At 68.4% G+C, this 15,456-nt stretch carries 16 protein-coding genes; 3 read left to right on the top strand and 13 right to left on the bottom strand.

Translation table 11 applies throughout. The features are described 5' to 3' along the window. Positions 1-128 precede the first annotated feature (128 nt). Positions 129-413 (bottom strand): hypothetical protein, encoded by a 285-nt coding sequence (locus ACZ7G3_RS04420; RefSeq protein WP_426599752.1) that lies wholly within the window; start codon positions 411-413, stop codon positions 129-131. 360 nt (positions 414-773) lie between these two features. Here ACZ7G3_RS04420 and ACZ7G3_RS04415 point away from each other — a divergent pair, with 360 nt between their 5' ends. The 3 genes from ACZ7G3_RS04415 (at position 774) to ACZ7G3_RS04405 (ending at position 3,792) form a co-directional block, all read left to right on the top strand. Beyond that, positions 774-1,010 carry a hypothetical protein gene (locus tag ACZ7G3_RS04415; RefSeq protein ID WP_426557200.1) on the top strand — a complete coding sequence of 79 codons (237 nt, stop codon included), beginning with the start codon at positions 774-776 and terminating at the stop codon, positions 1,008-1,010. A 186-nt stretch (positions 1,011-1,196) separates the two neighbouring features. Beyond that, positions 1,197-1,511, top strand: a complete 315-nt coding sequence (locus ACZ7G3_RS04410) for a hypothetical protein (protein WP_426599754.1) — start codon at positions 1,197-1,199, stop codon at positions 1,509-1,511. 454 nt (positions 1,512-1,965) lie between these two features. Further along, positions 1,966-3,792: a glycosyl hydrolase family 18 protein gene (locus tag ACZ7G3_RS04405; protein WP_470923133.1), complete on the top strand. Its 1,827-nt coding sequence runs from the start codon at positions 1,966-1,968 to the stop codon at positions 3,790-3,792. Positions 3,793-4,005: 213 nt separating this feature from the next. On the opposite strand, the gene ACZ7G3_RS04400 is transcribed toward ACZ7G3_RS04405, so the two are convergent. The 12 genes from ACZ7G3_RS04400 to ACZ7G3_RS04345 all read right to left on the bottom strand — a co-directional run bounded on the left by ACZ7G3_RS04400 (position 4,006) and on the right by ACZ7G3_RS04345 (position 15,400). Then, complete coding sequence (locus tag ACZ7G3_RS04400) at positions 4,006-4,452, bottom strand: DUF2550 domain-containing protein (protein ID WP_426599756.1); 447 nt, start codon at positions 4,450-4,452, stop codon at positions 4,006-4,008. Between the two features lie 129 nt (positions 4,453-4,581). Then, positions 4,582-4,956, bottom strand: coding sequence for a F0F1 ATP synthase subunit epsilon (locus ACZ7G3_RS04395; RefSeq protein ID WP_043379861.1), 375 nt, complete (start codon positions 4,954-4,956; stop codon positions 4,582-4,584). A 131-nt stretch (positions 4,957-5,087) separates the two neighbouring features. Beyond that, positions 5,088-6,536: a F0F1 ATP synthase subunit beta gene (gene atpD, locus ACZ7G3_RS04390; RefSeq protein ID WP_470923132.1), complete on the bottom strand. Its 1,449-nt coding sequence runs from the start codon at positions 6,534-6,536 to the stop codon at positions 5,088-5,090. Then, the gene (locus tag ACZ7G3_RS04385; protein ID WP_426599758.1) at positions 6,536-7,453 is read right to left on the bottom strand and encodes a F0F1 ATP synthase subunit gamma; all 918 of its coding nucleotides are present in this window, start codon (positions 7,451-7,453) and stop codon (positions 6,536-6,538) included. Before ACZ7G3_RS04385 ends, atpD begins: the two co-directional genes overlap by 1 nt. Positions 7,454-7,474: 21 nt before the next feature. Next, a complete protein-coding gene (gene atpA / locus ACZ7G3_RS04380) occupies positions 7,475-9,064 on the bottom strand; it encodes a F0F1 ATP synthase subunit alpha (RefSeq protein WP_426599759.1) in 1,590 nt (529 codons plus the stop codon). Positions 9,065-9,189: 125 nt separating this feature from the next. After that, positions 9,190-10,005 (bottom strand): F0F1 ATP synthase subunit delta, encoded by an 816-nt coding sequence (locus ACZ7G3_RS04375; protein WP_426599760.1) that lies wholly within the window; start codon positions 10,003-10,005, stop codon positions 9,190-9,192. Beyond that, positions 10,002-10,547: a F0F1 ATP synthase subunit B gene (locus ACZ7G3_RS04370; protein ID WP_043379868.1), complete on the bottom strand. Its 546-nt coding sequence runs from the start codon at positions 10,545-10,547 to the stop codon at positions 10,002-10,004. Before ACZ7G3_RS04370 ends, ACZ7G3_RS04375 begins: the two co-directional genes overlap by 4 nt. Positions 10,548-10,591: 44 nt before the next feature. Next, positions 10,592-10,819 carry an ATP synthase F0 subunit C gene (gene atpE / locus ACZ7G3_RS04365; RefSeq protein ID WP_426523570.1) on the bottom strand — a complete coding sequence of 76 codons (228 nt, stop codon included), beginning with the start codon at positions 10,817-10,819 and terminating at the stop codon, positions 10,592-10,594. A gap of 70 nt (positions 10,820-10,889) precedes the next feature. Next, the gene (atpB, locus tag ACZ7G3_RS04360) at positions 10,890-11,711 is read right to left on the bottom strand and encodes a F0F1 ATP synthase subunit A (protein WP_470923131.1); all 822 of its coding nucleotides are present in this window, start codon (positions 11,709-11,711) and stop codon (positions 10,890-10,892) included. Positions 11,712-11,936: 225 nt separating this feature from the next. Then, positions 11,937-12,374 carry a hypothetical protein gene (locus tag ACZ7G3_RS04355; protein ID WP_470923130.1) on the bottom strand — a complete coding sequence of 146 codons (438 nt, stop codon included), beginning with the start codon at positions 12,372-12,374 and terminating at the stop codon, positions 11,937-11,939. Between the two features lie 286 nt (positions 12,375-12,660). Beyond that, the gene (locus tag ACZ7G3_RS04350) at positions 12,661-14,013 is read right to left on the bottom strand and encodes an MraY family glycosyltransferase (RefSeq protein WP_470923129.1); all 1,353 of its coding nucleotides are present in this window, start codon (positions 14,011-14,013) and stop codon (positions 12,661-12,663) included. Positions 14,014-14,143: 130 nt separating this feature from the next. Continuing rightward, positions 14,144-15,400, bottom strand: coding sequence for a serine hydroxymethyltransferase (locus ACZ7G3_RS04345; protein WP_470923128.1), 1,257 nt, complete (start codon positions 15,398-15,400; stop codon positions 14,144-14,146). Positions 15,401-15,456: the final 56 nt, after the last annotated feature.

The raw sequence follows: 15,456 nt of genomic DNA, 5'->3' as shown, positions 1-15,456 counted from the left end.
CTCGGGGCACAAGAAAGTGGCCCCCGAAGAGGAACGGGGGCCGCTGGGAAAGGTTTGCCAACCAGTCGCCTCTGTGCCGGGCCGGGAAAGCTGTCAGTGACGGCTCGCCCGGCCACCGGTCAGGGGTACTAGTCCCTCTGGAGGAGGAAGTTGGCCGTGGCGCTGTTGTCCTCCTCGTCCACGATGGTGAGCTCCCGCTCGTCCTCCTCCTTGACGTTCTCGGAGCAGTCGATGTTGTTGTTGGCCGCCGACAGGATCGGGATGTCGATGACCTCGACGACGTCGCAGCTGAGGACCTGCGAGTCGTTCTCGAACTTCGAGGTGTCGTCGTCGGCGGCAGCGGCCGTGCCGGCGGCGGCGCCGGCCATGACCAGCGCGGTGACGGTGCAGGCGAGCGCCTTCTTGAGAGCCATGCGGGTTTCCTCCTGAATGGGGTGTGTGATCACCGACGGCATGTGCCCACTGATGAGCATCAGGCAATCGGCAGTTGCACCGGGCTTGGACAAGCTCAGCCGGACTTGACTGGGCTTTCCGTGCGGCTACCAATGCAACGAATCCTTACCCCGCGAGTTCTGCTCCAACGGAGTGAATTGCGCATCCCGGGCTTCGGACGCGGTCCTCACCTCCGGCGCCAACGGGCTACCAGGTTTCGCGTTTCTTTGCCTCCGCCTGCACGCTCAGTATTGTTCGGCCGCAGCTAACCGCGGCCGGTGAGAACTTCTTGTCATGCGCAGGTGCCCGGCCCCCGTCCCCGACCAGACAGGACCCAAGGAATGTTGAGCACTCGTCTGGCCTTTCTCTCCTTGTGCGCGGTGCCCTTGGCAGCGCTGCAGGCCGGAACCGCTCAAGCGGGAGAAGAGCCCGTGAAGTACTACGTGAACAAGACCCAGATCCTCTCCTGCGTGAACATCGAAGTTCTCGACCTTCCGATCGCGTCGACTTCGGGAACGACCATCGATTGTTCCGATCATCATGAGGAAACGACGACCACGTACCTGGCACCCGAATAAGGCTTCACTCCGTCGGAGCAACACCCGCCCGACCGCGGCTTCGTTCATTGAGTAGTCGCGTCGGAAACGTGCTGCCGGAGGACGGATTGGCAGCCGCACGGCGCGGTCACCGCAGAGCGCGGGCGATGCCCTCAGGCAATTCACCCGTCTCGAGTTCGACAGACCCCATTCAGGAGGAAAACCCGCATGGCTCTCAAGAAGGCGCTCGCCTGCACCGTCACCGCGCTGGTCATGGCCGGCGGCGCCGCCGGCACGGCCGCTGCCGCCGACGACGACACCTCGAAGTTCGAGAACAACTCGCAGGTCCTGAGCTGCCTGCCGCTCGAGGTGATCGACATCCCGATCCTGTCGTCTGCCAACAACAACATCGACTGCTCCGAGAACACCAAGGAGGAGACGGAGACCGAGGTCACCGTCGTCGACGAGGACGACAACAGCGCCACGGCCAACTTCCTCGTCTCGGACGAGGACTCGGAGGACCGGCACCACGAGTACCGCTGAGTCGACCACCGGGCGAGCCGTCCTCACCGACGGCTTCACCCGACCGCGGCACCGACAGGGGCCGCGGTGGACTCCGCACTCGCTGATCGCAGGCCGAGCGGCTCCCGGGCTCTTACGCCCGGGGGCCGCTCCGCCGTTTCCGGACCTCGGCACGGCCACGGCGGGCCCGCCGGGCCCCCCGCGCGCACGGCTCGCACAGCCACCCGGGGTGCGGGCCGCCGCCCCGCCCGTCAGCCGAGGTCACGTCGCCGAACGGTTCCCAACCCCCTACCTGTCACGGACGAGTTGAGCGTGGCCCCAGTCCCGTCACCACCACGGGCGGCTCGGGGAAGACCGCACCGGAACAGTGGTCCAGACCTATTGACCTATGGTCCAGACCTTTCTATTCTCGCGGCACTGCGGGTATGAGGCTCAGTCATGCCCACAACAACAACTCCCCATAAGGAGGCGCATCATGCGCTTCAGACACAGAGCCGCGGCACTCGCCGCGACCCTGGCGCTCCCCATGGCCGGCCTGGTCGGACTGGCGAGTCCGGCCCAGGCGGCCACGAGCGCGACGGCCACCTTCGCCAAGACCTCGGACTGGGGCACCGGCTTCGGCGGCAAGTGGACCGTGAAGAACACCGGCACCACGACCATCAGCTCCTGGAACGTCGAGTGGGACTTCCCCTCCGGCACCAAGGTCACCTCCGCCTGGGACGCCACGGTCACCAACTCCGGTGACCACTGGACCGCCAAGAACCTCGGCTGGAACGGCACCCTCGCCCCCGGGGCTACGGTCACCTTCGGCTTCAACGGCACCGGCCCCGGCTCCCCGTCCAACTGCAAGCTCAACGGCGGCAGCTGCGACGGCACCTCCGTCCCCGGCGACGAGGCCCCCTCCGCACCCGGCACGCCCACCGCCTCGGGCGTCACCGACACCTCGGTGAAGCTGTCCTGGTCGGCGGCGACCGACGACAAGGGTGTCAAGAACTACGACGTCCTGCGCGACGGAACCAAGGTCGCCACCGTGACCGGCACCACCTACACGGACAACGGCCTCACCAAGGGCACCGACTACTCGTACGCCGTCCAGGCCCGCGACACCGCCGACCAGACCGGCCCGGCCAGCGGCTCGGTGAAGGTCACCACCACCGGCGGCGACGACGGCGGCAACCCGGGCGGCGGCGAAGAGGTCAAGCTGGGGTACTTCACCAACTGGGGCGTCTACGGGCGCAACTACCACGTGAAGAACCTGGTCACCTCCGGCTCCGCCGAGAAGATCACGCACATCAACTACGCCTTCGGCAACGTCCAGGGCGGCAAGTGCACCATCGGTGACGCGTACGCCGACTACGACAAGGCCTACACCGCCGACCAGTCCGTCGACGGCGTCGCCGACACCTGGGACCAGCCCCTGCGCGGCAACTTCAACCAGCTGCGCAAGCTGAAGGCCGAGTACCCGCACATCAAGGTCCTCTGGTCCTTCGGCGGCTGGACCTGGTCCGGTGGCTTCCCCGACGCCGTGAAGAACCCGGCCGCCTTCGCGAAGTCCTGCCACGACCTGGTCGAGGACCCGCGCTGGGCCGACGTCTTCGACGGCATCGACCTGGACTGGGAGTACCCGAACGCCTGCGGTCTCAGCTGTGACGAGACCAGCGCCCCGAACGCCTTCAGCACCATGATGAAGGCCATGCGCGCCGAGTTCGGCGACGACCTGGTCACCGCGGCCACCACCGCCGACGCCACCGACGGCGGCAAGATCGACGCCGCCGACTACGGCGCCGCCGCGCAGTACATCGACTGGTACAACGTGATGACGTACGACTTCTTCGGCGCCTGGGCGAAGAACGGCCCGACCGCTCCGCACTCGCCGCTGACCTCGTACGACGGCATCCCGCAGCAGGGCTTCAACTCCGCCGAGGCGATCGCGAAGTTCAAGGCGAAGGGTGTGCCGGCCGACAAGCTGCTCCTCGGCATCGGCTTCTACGGCCGCGGCTGGACCGGCGTCACCCAGTCCGCGCCCGGCGGCACGGCGACCGGCCCGGCGGCGGGCACGTACGAGGCGGGCATCGAGGACTACAAGGTCCTCAAGAACAGCTGCCCGGCCACCGGCACCGTCGCCGGCACGGCGTACGCGCACTGCGGCACCAACTGGTGGTCCTACGACACCCCCGCGACCATCACCTCGAAGATGAACTGGGCCGAGCAGCAGGGCCTGGGCGGTGCCTTCTTCTGGGAGTTCAGCGGTGACACCGCGAACGGCGAGCTGGTGAGCGCCATCGACAGCGGTCTGAAGTAGTCCCTGCAGGTTCCGAGCCGCGTTCGCCCTCCCCCGGGGCTGCCTGGGGGAGGGCGGACGCGGTTACGCCACGTTCACCCTCCCCCAGCAGCTCCGCTGCCGGGGGCACCCCCACCCAGCGGGGCCCTGAACGTCGCTCTACGCGACGTTCACCCTCCCCCAGCAGCTCCGCTGCCGGGGGCACCCCCACCCAGCGGGGCCCTGAACGTCGCTCTACGCGACGTTCACCCGCTGTCCGGGCGGTGCCGCCTCGAGCCACGCGAGGAAACCGGTCAGCGCGTCGTCGCTCATGGCCAGTTCCAGGCGCGTGCCCCGGTGCAGGCAGGCCAGGACGACGGCGTCGGAGAGCAACGCCAGCTCCTCCTCGCCCTCGGGGACACGACGGCCGGCCACCTCGATCGCGGAGCGCTCCAGGACCCGGCGCGGGCGGGGAGAGTACGAGAAGACCCGGTACCACTCGACCCGGTCGCCGTTGTAACGGGCCACGCCGTAGGACCAGCCCTTGCCGCCGGCGTCGCCCTCCTCGGGGGCTTCCCAGCGCAGGGAGCAGTCGAAGGTGCCGCCCGATCGCTGGATCAGCCGGCGGCGCAGACCGAAGACGAAGAGTCCGATCACCACCAGGGCGACGACAATTCCGCACACAGTCAGAGCGAGGACCATCGACACCGACCTCCTCGTCTCCTAGGTAACGGAACGGAAAAAACACCCGGATCTGCCTCAGCCGCGGCCGGGTCCGGATCGCTCCGGTCCCAGCCGCGGCTGAGTGACGTCATAGCACAGCGCCGTAGGTCAGCGCCCCGCCGCCGCGCGCAGTCGGACGTCCGCGCGACGCTCGGAGTGGGCGTCGCCCTCCGCCTTCGCGTGCTCGAGCTTCCGCTGCGCTCGCTGGACGTCGATCTCGTCCGCCAGCTCGGCGATCTCGGCCAGCAGCGACAGCTTGTTGTCGGCGAACGAGATGAAACCGCCGTGCACAGCGGCGACGACCGTCCCACCGTCACTCGTACGGATGGTCACCGGGCCCGACTCCAGCACACCGAGCAGCGGCTGGTGACCGGGCATGACGCCGATGTCGCCGGACGTGGTACGCGCGACGACCAGGGTGGCCTCGCCGGACCAGACCTGACGGTCGGCGGCGACCAGCTCGACATGCAGCTCAGCAGCCAAGGGTGGCTCCTCGGGTCACCACCCGGCGGGAGAGCCGGGTGTTGGTTACAAGTCTAATGGGCGTGACGGAGGGGACGGGACGCGCCCGCCCCCTCCGGTGTGAGCCCTGGGGCTCACCATGAGCACGCGGCTCAGGAGACGCCGAGCTCCTTCGCGTTCTTCTTCAGGTCCTCGATACCACCGCACATGAAGAACGCCTGCTCCGGGAAGTGGTCGTACTCACCGTCGCAGATCGAGTTGAACGCGGCGATCGACTCGTCCAGCGGCACGTCCGAACCGTCCACGCCGGTGAACTGCTTGGCGACGTGGGTGTTCTGGGACAGGAAGCGCTCCACGCGACGGGCACGGTGGACGACGAGCTTGTCCTCCTCGCCGAGCTCGTCGATACCGAGGATCGCGATGATGTCCTGCAGGTCCTTGTACTTCTGCAGGATGTTCTTCACGCGCATCGCGGCCTGGTAGTGGTCCGCCGCGATGTACCGCGGGTCGAGGATGCGGGACGTCGAGTCCAGCGGGTCCACGGCCGGGTAGATGCCCTTCTCGGAGATCGGACGGGAGAGCACCGTCGTCGCGTCGAGGTGGGCGAAGGTGGTGGCCGGGGCCGGGTCGGTCAGGTCGTCCGCGGGGACGTAGATCGCCTGCATCGAGGTGATCGAGTGACCACGGGTCGAGGTGATGCGCTCCTGGAGGAGACCCATCTCGTCGGCCAGGTTCGGCTGGTAACCCACCGCGGAGGGCATGCGGCCGAGCAGGGTCGACACCTCGGAGCCCGCCTGGGTGAAGCGGAAGATGTTGTCGATGAAGAACAGCACGTCCTGCTTCTGGACGTCACGGAAGTACTCGGCCATGGTCAGGCCGGCCAGCGCGACGCGCAGACGGGTGCCCGGCGGCTCGTCCATCTGACCGAAGACCAGCGCGGTCTTGTCGATGACGCCGGACTCGCTCATCTCGTCGATGAGGTCGTTGCCCTCACGGGTGCGCTCACCGACACCGGCGAACACGGAGACACCGTCGTGGTTGTTGGCGACGCGGTAGATCATCTCCTGGATGAGCACCGTCTTGCCGACACCGGCACCGCCGAACAGACCGATCTTGCCGCCCTTGACGTACGGGGTCAGCAGGTCGATGACCTTGACGCCGGTCTCGAACATCTCGGTCTTCGACTCGAGCTCGTCGAAGTTCGGCGCCTTGCGGTGGATCGGCCAGCGCTCACCGGTGTAGGTCTCGTCGACGTTCAGCACCTCACCGAGGGTGTTGAACACCTTGCCCTTGGTGAAGTCGCCGACGGGGACGGAGATGGCCGTGCCCGTGTCGGTCACCGGAGCCTGGCGGACCAGGCCGTCGGTGGGCTGCATGGAGATGGTGCGGACCAGGCCGTCACCCAGGTGCTGGGCGACCTCCAGGGTCAGCGTCTTGATCTCGCCCGCCTGCGCCGGGTCGGCGACCTCGACGTGGAGGGCGTTGTAGATCTCCGGCATCGCGTCGACGGGGAACTCCACGTCGACGACCGGGCCGATGACCCGCGCGACGCGGCCGGTGGCCACGCCCGACGCAGCGGTCGGCTCAACAGTGGTGGTCATTAGTTGTCACTCCCCGCGGTCGCGTCGGCCAGGGCGCTCGCGCCACCGACGATCTCGCTGATTTCCTGGGTGATTTCGGCCTGGCGGGCCGCGTTGGCAAGACGGGAGAGCGTGTTGATCAGCTCGCCCGCGTTGTCGGTGGCCGACTTCATCGCGCGCCGCGTGGCGGCGTGCTTGGAAGCGGCCGACTGCAGCAGAGCGTTGTAGATGCGGCTCTCGACGTAGCGCGGCAGCAGGGCGTCGAGGACGTCCTCCGCCGACGGCTCGAAGTCGTACAGCGGAAGGACCTCGTCCTTCGTAGCCGACTCCTGAGCCACCTCTTCGAGGCGCAGGGGCAGCAGCCGGGAGTCGACCGCCGTCTGCGTCATCATCGAGACGAACTCGGTGTAGACCACGTGGATCTCGTCCACGCCGCCCTCCGCCGTCTCCTTCTCGATGGCCTCGATCAGCGGTGCCGCGACCTTCTTGGCGTCCGCGTAGGTGGGCTCGTCGGTGAAGCCCGTGAACGACTCCGTGACCTTGCGCTCACGGAAGTTGTAGTGGGCGAGACCACGCCGGCCGACGATGTACGTGTCGACCTGCCGGCCGTCGCGCTCGAGGCGCTCGGTCAGCTGCTCCGCCGCCTTGATGGCGTTGGAGTTGAAGGCGCCGGCCAGGCCACGGTCGCTCGTGAGGAGGAGGACCGCCGCACGGGTCGGCTTGTCCGCCTCCGTGGTCAGCGGGTGCTTGGTGTCCGAACCGGTCCCGACCGCCGTGACCGCGCGGGTCAGTTCCTGCGCGTACGGCGTGGAGGCCGCCACCTTGCGCTGCGCCTTGACGACGCGCGAGGCGGCGATCATCTCCATCGCCTTGGTGATCTTCTTGGTCGCGGTGACGGATCGGATGCGACGCTTGTAGACCCGGAGCTGGGCTCCCATGAGTCAGGTCCCTTCCTTACGTCACTTGGCGGCGGACGGGGCGTCCTCGCCGAGCAGCTTGCCGTCGCTCGTCTCGAACTGCTTCTTGAACGCCGCGATCGCCTCGGCGATGGCCTGCAGGGTGTCGTCGGACATCTTGCCGCCCTCGCGGATGGAGGTCATGAGGCCCTGCTCCTGGCGGTGCAGGTACTCGAGGAGCTCCTTCTCGAAGCGGCGGATGTCGGCGACCGGCACCTCGTCCATCTTGCCGGTGGTGCCGGCCCAGACGGAGACGACCTGGTCCTCGGTGGACATCGGCTGGTACTGGTCCTGCTTCAGCAGCTCGACCATGCGCTGACCGCGCTCCAGCTGCGACTTCGACGCGGCGTCCAGGTCGGAACCGAAGGCGGCGAACGCCTCCAGCTCACGGAACTGGGCGAGGTCCACGCGCAGTCGGCCGGAGACCTGCTTCATCGCCTTGTGCTGGGCGGAGCCACCGACTCGGGAGACGGAGATACCCACGTTCAGCGCGGGGCGCTGACCGGCGTTGAACAGGTCCGACTCCAGGAAGCACTGGCCGTCGGTGATGGAGATGACGTTGGTCGGGATGAACGCCGAGACGTCGTTGGCCTTGGTCTCGACGATCGGCAGACCCGTCATCGAACCGGCGCCCTCGGCGTCGGAGAGCTTCGCGCAGCGCTCCAGCAGACGGGAGTGCAGGTAGAAGACGTCACCCGGGTAGGCCTCGCGGCCCGGCGGGCGGCGCAGCAGCAGCGACACGGCGCGGTAGGCGTCGGCCTGCTTCGACAGGTCGTCGAAGATGATCAGGACGTGCTTGCCCTCGTACATCCACTGCTGGCCGATGGCCGAGCCGGTGTACGGCGCCAGGTACTTGAAGCCGGCCGGGTCGGACGCCGGGGCGGCCACGATGGTCGTGTACTCCAGCGCGCCGTTCTCCTCGAGCGCGCCGCGGACCGACGCGATGGTCGAGCCCTTCTGACCGATGGCGACGTAGATGCAGCGAACCTGCTTGCTCGGGTCGCCGGTGCGCCAGTTGTCACGCTGGTTGATGATCGTGTCGACGGCCAGCGCGGTCTTGCCGGTCTGGCGGTCGCCGATGATCAGCTGACGCTGACCACGGCCGATCGGGGTCATGGCGTCGACGGCCTTGTAGCCCGTCTCCATCGGCTCGTGCACCGACTTGCGCTGCATGACCGTGGGGGCCTGCAGTTCCAGCGCACGACGACCGGACGTCTCGATCTCGCCGAGGCCGTCGATCGGGTTGCCGAGGGGGTCGACCACGCGGCCGAGGTAGCCCTCACCCACGGCGACCGACAGGACCTCGCCGGTGCGGGTGACCGGCTGGCCCTCCTCGATACCGCTGAACTCACCGAGGACGACGCAACCGATCTCGCGCTCCTCGAGGTTGAGGGCGAGACCGAGGGTGCCGTCCTCGAACTTCAGCAGTTCGTTGGCCATGGCCGACGGAAGACCCTCGACCTTCGCGATGCCGTCGCCGGCAAGGCTGACCGTACCGACCTCCTCGCGCGAGGCCGCGTCCGGCTTGTACGACTGGACGAAGTTCTCCAGTGCGTCCCGGATCTCCTCCGGCCGGATCGTGAGCTCCGCCATCTGAGTTCCCTGCTCTCCTTGTTGGGCCCGAAGTTTCACTTTGGGGGGATGGGGACTCCCCCCTGAAAGAGGTGAATCCTCTGCACGGCCCAACCCGGGCCGTAGTCCTACGTATGCGGTTGGTGCTAGCTCGCCATGCGGCGGGCGGCGTCTTCGAGCCGGTCCGCGAGCGAGCCGTTGATGATCTCGTCGCCGACCCGCACCCGGATTCCGCCGAGGACCTCGGGGTCCACGTCGAGGTTGAGGTGCATCGCCCGGCCGTACAGCCGCGCCAGCGCGGCGCCGAGGCGCCGCTTCTGCGTGTCGCTCAGCGGGACCGCCGAGGTGACGACGGCGACCGTGCGCTCGCGACGCTCGGCGGCGAGCTTGGACAGGGATTCGATTCCCGTCTCCAGGCTACGTCCCCGGGGCGCGGTCACAAGCCGCGTCACCAGACGCTCGGTCGTGGCCTTGGCCCGGCCGCCGAGCAGGCTGTGCAGCAGCTCGCTCTTGGCCGAGGCGCTCGCCGCGCGGTCGGTCAGCGCGGAGCGCAGCCCCGTGTCGGACGAGACGATCCGGCCGAACCGGAACAGCTCGTCCTCGACGTCGTCGAGCGTGCCCGCCTTCTGGGCCGCGGTGAAGTCGGCCATGGCGGCCAGCTCCTCCAGCGCGTCCACCAGGTCGCGCGACTGCGACCAGCGGGAGCGCACCGTACCGGCCACCAGGTCGGCGGCCGGACCGCCGACCTGACCGCCGAAGATGCGCCCGGCCAGTTCGGCCTTGGCGTCGGCGGCCTGCGCCGGGTCGGTGAGGACCCGCCGCAGGCTGACCTCGCGGTCGAGCAGCGCGGTGACGGCGGCCAGCTCGTCGGCGAGCTGCGCGGCGTCCACGGACGTGGAGTCCGTCAGCGCGTCGAGCCGCTCGCGTGCGGCTGCCAGGGCCTCGCGGCTCGCTCCGTTCATCGTCCGGCCTCGGCCTTCTCCTCGAGCTGGTCGAGGAAGCGGTCGATCACACGGCTCTGCCGGGCGTGGTCCTCGAGGGACTCGCCGACGAGCTTGCCGGCCAGGTCGGTGGCGAGCTTGCCCACGTCCTGGCGCAGCGCCTGCGAGGCGGCCTTGCGGTCGGCCTCGACCTGCGTGTGTCCGGCGGCGATGATCTCCTCACGCTGCCGCTGGCCTTCCGCGCGCATCTCGGCGATGAGCACGGCGCCCTGCTCCTGCGCCTCCTGGCGCAGACGCGCGGCCTCGTGCCGGGCCTCGGCGAGCTGAGCCTTGTACTGCTCCAGCACGCTCTGGGCCTCGGTCTGAGCGGCCTCGGCCTTCTCGATCCCGCCCTCGATCGCCTCGCGACGCTGCTCCAGAACCTTGTTGATGTTCGGGAGGAGCTTCTTGGCGAGGAAGCCGAAGACGATGACGAAGGCGAGCAGGCCGATGACGAGCTCGGGAATCGGCGGGACGAGGGGGTTCTGCGCCTCCTCGGCCGCGATATGAAGCAGTGGGCTCATATCAGAGTGCCTTTCGTCTAGTGAGCCGGTCGCGGATCAGATGATCACGTGCCGTAGACGAACGGCATGACCAGGCCGATCAGGGCGAGCGCCTCACAGAAGGCGAAGCCGAGGATCTGGTTGGCGCGGATCAGGCCGGCGGCCTCGGGCTGACGGGCGATGGCTTCGGTGCCCTTACCGAAGATGATGCCGACGCCGATGCCGGGGCCGAAGGCGGCGATGCCGTAACCGATGGAAGCGATCGAACCGCTGACGGCAGCAAGCTGGGACATGCCAGTTCTTCCTTTTCTTCACGGGCCGGTGGGGGTGGGCCACCGGACGACTGGGGGCGGGGCGGGGCGCTCAGTGGTGCTCGGCGAGCGCGCCCTGGATGTAGGTAACGGTCAGCAGGACGAAGACGTATGCCTGCAGGGCCTGGATGAAGAGCTCGAAGGCGGTCATCACGATGACCATCACGAACGAGACGCCGGCGTAGGCGATCCCGATCCCGTTCAGCAGGTACCAGCTGGCGATGGTGAACAGCACCAGCAGGATGTGTCCCGCGAACATGTTCGCGAAGAGTCGCACGGCGTGGGTGAAGGGCCTCACGAGCAGGTTCGAGAAGGCCTCGATCAGCATGACGACCGGCAGGGCCCCACCGAGCGACTTGTCGTAGCCGGTGAAGTTCTTCAGGGCGCCGACGAAGCCGTGCTTCTTGAAGGTCAGTGAGACCCAGACGACGTAGACGAGCAGGGCGAGCACCATCGGGTACGCGATGATCGACGTCACCGGGAACTGGGCGAGCGGGATGATCGACCAGAGGTTCATCATCCAGATGAAGAAGAACAGGGCGACGACGAACGGGACGTACTTCTCGCCCTCGCGCTTGCCCATCGTCTCGTAGACGACACCGCGGCGGATGAAGTCGTAGCCGGTTTCGGCGACCATCTGGAGCTTGCCGGGGACGACCTGGGGCCGGCGGAACGCCGCCCAGAAGAAGCCGACGATGATGATCGAGCCGAGCAGCGCCAGCAGCATCGTCTTGTTGAAGTACACGTTGCTGTCGCCGTCGCCCCACATGGGCTCGAACAGGAACGAGTGCAGCCCGGGAGACGGGAAGCCACAGCCGTCGAAGATGTGGCAGTCGGTCTCGAAGGCGAGCACCTGTGTCTGGTCAGCACTCACCGCGGGCTCCTTCAGCGTGGCGCATGGATTCGGCAACCTCGTGGTGTCGGCGCGGCACGGGGCCGCGGATCGGCACGGGACTGGTGTTACGGGTATGGGGGCGGCCGGGGGGCATCTCGCCTCGCGATGTGGCAGGCGTCAGCTGGGATGCCCGCGCCCGCGATGCCGCAGTTGGCACCGGACGATAGCAGGGTCTCTCATGCGCCTTTATCCCGCCCCTACGTCTCACGACGGACGCCCCGGGGTTTCCTTCTTCTCACCCGTCGTCGACTCGGGCTCCACGTAAAGGATTTTGGCCTTCATCTGGGCGCGCGCCTGCGCGGCGACCCAGGTGAGAGTGCCGGCGAGCAACGAGAGAGCGAAGACCTTGGGATGGAACAGCGTCGTGTCCCTGAAGAGCACGATGAAGATGAACATCAGCGCAATTTGCGCCATGTACATCATCAGCGCCATTGCCTGGAACAGCGTCGGCAACGACTTCGCGGTCCACTGGAGGACGTACAGTCCCGCGCCCATGAAAAGGATCACGACGACCGCTCCGACGACCGCCCCGACCGCACCCTTGCCCCCTTCGACGGCACCGCCGATCGCGACTGCGACCGCACCGACGACAGCGGTGGGCACGGCAGCCTGGATCAGGATCCGGACGTCGTTGGAGGGCATGGCGGCAGCTCCGCTTTCAGGGGGCAGGGGGTGTCGTCATGGACGAGCGTAGTCCCCCGGGTCGAGTGCAGAACTCTCACCAATGGGCCGTCGCACTGCGGCCCTTCGGCTCCATCCGGGGTTCTCGTGAACGGTATCACAAACTATTTGATGAGGTCTTTACCTGAGGGTGTGCTGGCCGTCACACATGAGAGTGACGGTGCGCGTTTGTGCAAGTACAGCGCCGCTTTATCTGGTATTGCGGCGATTCGCTTCCCCATGGGTTGGCAATGCTCTAGTCAGATTCTTACCTTGTGCGCGAACGGGGGCCGACGGCGGTGGCCCCGTTGACGCCCGAGACCCCCGCGGGGACCGGAACACGGTCGCCGGTCGCGGCCTCGTCGGCCGTGACCTCGTCGCTCGCGCCCTGATCGGTCCCACCGTCGCCCTCGTCCACGACCGCGGCGGGCTCCGCCACGGCGACGGCCGCCTTGCGGCGGCGGTAGCGGGGCGGCACGAAGCGCTCGGCCCAGCGGGGGGCACGGGGGGTGAAGCGCGGCGTCAGGAGCAGGACCAGGCCGATCGCGCTGAGGAAGACGACGCTCAGCACGATCCACATCGACGCTGCGTTCACGGAGTAGGCGAGCGCGCCGAAGGCGATCAGCGCCGAGAAGAAGTACATGATCAGCACCGCGCGGCTGTGCGAGTGGCCGATCTCCAGCAGCCGGTGGTGCAGGTGCCCCCGGTCCGCGGCGAACGGCGACTGACCGCGCCAGGTGCGCCTCACGATCGCCAGGATCAGGTCGGCGGCCGGGATGGCGATGATGGTCAGCGGCATCACCAACGGGATGTAGACCGGCACCATCTGGTGCACCGAGGCGCGCTCGGAACCGGAGAACAGGTTCATCAGGTCCGGGTCGACCTGGCCGGTGACCGAGATCGCGCCGGCCGCCAGGACGAGCCCGATCAGCATCGAGCCGGAGTCACCCATGAAGATCCGGGCGGGGTGCATGTTGTGCGGCAGGAAGCCCAGGCACATGCCCATGAGGATGGCCGCGAAGAGCGAGGCGGGCGCCGCGGCCTCGATGCCGTACGAGTACCAGATCCGGTAGGCGTACATGAAGAACGCCGTCGCCGCGATGCACACCATGCCGGCCGCGAGACCGTCCAGGCCGTCCACGAAGTTGACCGCGTTGATGGTGATGACGACCAGCGCCACCGTCAGCAGGGTGCCCTGCCACTGGGTGAGCGCCACCGTGCCGACCCAGGGCACCGGAATCCACAGGATGGTCAGACCCTGCACCACCATCACGCCGGCGGCGATCATCTGACCGCCCAGCTTGATCAGGGCGTCGATCTCGAACTTGTCGTCCAGGACGCCGATCAGCCAGATCAGGGCGGCTCCGGACAGCAGGGCCCGGGGTTCGTTGGAGTTCTCGAAGACCTCACTGAGGTTGGTGAGGTGGTCGGCGACCAGCAGGCCCGCGCAGAGTCCGAAGAACATCGCGATCCCGCCGAGCCGCGGAGTGGGTTCCCGGTGCACGTCACGGGCCCGGATCTCCGGCATCGCCCCCGCCACGATCGCGAACTTCCGTACCGGCCCTGTGAGCAGATACGTCACCGCGGCCGTGATGCAGAGCGTCAGCAGGTATTCACGCACAGGCTTCCCCACAGGTCTCGCTGGCCATCCTCGACCCCACACCCTAGCGATGCGCGCATACGGTTGAGGACTTCCGGGTATCGACGATGGTTGCACGTGTGGCTGTGCACACGGGTGCGCCTACCCTGACTCACTCCGGGTAGGGCGGGAATTCCGTGACCAGATCCCGTACGTCGTTCCGCGCCGCGGCGGCGTCCGCCCCGCCCCGCAGCACCTCCGCGAGCAGCGTGGCCACCGCCCGCATCTCCCGCTCCCCCATGCCCTGCGTGGTCACGGCCGCCGCGCCCAGCCGCAGCCCGCGGGCGTCGCCGTGCGGCAGCGCGCAGCAGTCCAGGACGATCCCGGCCGCCGCGAGCCGGCCCCGCGCGGTCTTCCCGTCGACACCGAGCGGGGCGGGGTCGGCGGTGATCAGGTGGGTGTCGGTGCCGCCGGTGGTGACGACGAGGCCCTCGGCGGCCAGGTGCGCCGCCAGCGCCCGGGCGTTGGCGATCACCTGATGGGCGTACGCGGCGTACGCGGGGGTCGCCGCCTCGCCGAACGCGACCGCCTTGGCGGCGATGGTGTGCATCTGCGCACCGCCCTGGGTGAACGGGAAGACGGCCCGGTCCACCCGCTCGGCCAGTTCGCCACCGCACAGGATCATGCCGCCGCGCGGGCCGCGCAGCACCTTGTGCGTGGTGGCGCACACGATGTCGGCGTACGGCACCGGGCTGGGCGCCGCTCCCCCGGCGACCAGCCCGATCGGGTGCGCGGCGTCCGCGACGAGGTAGGCGCCCACCTCGTCGGCGACGTCGCGGAAGAAGGCGTAGTCGAGGTGGCGGGGATAGGCGATGGAACCGCACACGATCGCCTTCGGCCGGTGCGTGCGGGCCAGGGTGCGCACCTGGTCGTAGTCGACGAGCCCGGTCTCCGCGTCCACGCCGTAGCCGACGAAGTCGAACCAGCGGCCGGAGAAGTTCGCGGGCGAGCCGTGCGTGAGGTGTCCGCCGTAGGGCAGGCCGAGGGCGAGGACGGTGTCGCCGGGGCGCAGCAGCGCCGCGTAGGCGGCCAGGACGGCGGAGGAGCCGGAGTGGGACTGCACGTTGGCGTGCTCGGCGCCGAAGAGGTCCTGGGCCCGCTCCACGGCGAGCCGCTCGGCGACGTCGACGATCTCGCAGCCGCCGTGGTGCCGGGCGCCCGGGTAGCCCTCGGCGTACTTGTTGGCCAGCGGGGAGCCGAGGGCGGCGAGCACGGCGGGGGACGTGAAGTTCTCGGCGGCGATCAGCTGGAGCGTCGTCGACTGCCGGCGGCGTTCGGCGAGCAGGATGTCCGCCAGTTCGGGGTCCTGGCGCAGCAGGACCCCGAGCATGCTGTCATCGGCCTCGATGAGGTCGCGGGTGACCGACATGGTGCGCTCCGGGCGTGCGTCGACGGTGACGTACGACCAATGTAGGCCCGGAGGAC

This window comes from Streptomyces sp. NPDC037271, from assembly GCF_055603605.1.
This window is presented reverse-complemented; position numbering and strand designations above follow the sequence as displayed.

What these genes read in the sequence shown, in the direction of transcription:
- ACZ7G3_RS04405 (WP_470923133.1), top strand. Translation starts at nt 1,966, where the DNA reads ATGCGCTTCAGACACAGAGCCGCGGCACTCGCCGCGACCCTGGCGCTC.
- ACZ7G3_RS04400 (WP_426599756.1), bottom strand. Translation starts at nt 4,452, where the DNA reads ATGGTCCTCGCTCTGACTGTGTGCGGAATTGTCGTCGCCCTGGTGGTG.
- atpE (WP_426523570.1), bottom strand. Translation starts at nt 10,819, where the DNA reads ATGTCCCAGCTTGCTGCCGTCAGCGGTTCGATCGCTTCCATCGGTTAC.
- ACZ7G3_RS04415 (WP_426557200.1), top strand. Translation starts at nt 774, where the DNA reads ATGTTGAGCACTCGTCTGGCCTTTCTCTCCTTGTGCGCGGTGCCCTTG.
- ACZ7G3_RS04410 (WP_426599754.1), top strand. Translation starts at nt 1,197, where the DNA reads ATGGCTCTCAAGAAGGCGCTCGCCTGCACCGTCACCGCGCTGGTCATG.
- atpD (WP_470923132.1), bottom strand. Translation starts at nt 6,536, where the DNA reads ATGACCACCACTGTTGAGCCGACCGCTGCGTCGGGCGTGGCCACCGGC.
- atpA (WP_426599759.1), bottom strand. Translation starts at nt 9,064, where the DNA reads ATGGCGGAGCTCACGATCCGGCCGGAGGAGATCCGGGACGCACTGGAG.
- ACZ7G3_RS04420 (WP_426599752.1), bottom strand. Translation starts at nt 413, where the DNA reads ATGGCTCTCAAGAAGGCGCTCGCCTGCACCGTCACCGCGCTGGTCATG.
- ACZ7G3_RS04375 (WP_426599760.1), bottom strand. Translation starts at nt 10,005, where the DNA reads ATGAACGGAGCGAGCCGCGAGGCCCTGGCAGCCGCACGCGAGCGGCTC.
- ACZ7G3_RS04370 (WP_043379868.1), bottom strand. Translation starts at nt 10,547, where the DNA reads ATGAGCCCACTGCTTCATATCGCGGCCGAGGAGGCGCAGAACCCCCTC.
- ACZ7G3_RS04355 (WP_470923130.1), bottom strand. Translation starts at nt 12,374, where the DNA reads ATGCCCTCCAACGACGTCCGGATCCTGATCCAGGCTGCCGTGCCCACC.
- ACZ7G3_RS04385 (WP_426599758.1), bottom strand. Translation starts at nt 7,453, where the DNA reads ATGGGAGCCCAGCTCCGGGTCTACAAGCGTCGCATCCGATCCGTCACC.
- ACZ7G3_RS04345 (WP_470923128.1), bottom strand. Translation starts at nt 15,400, where the DNA reads ATGTCGGTCACCCGCGACCTCATCGAGGCCGATGACAGCATGCTCGGG.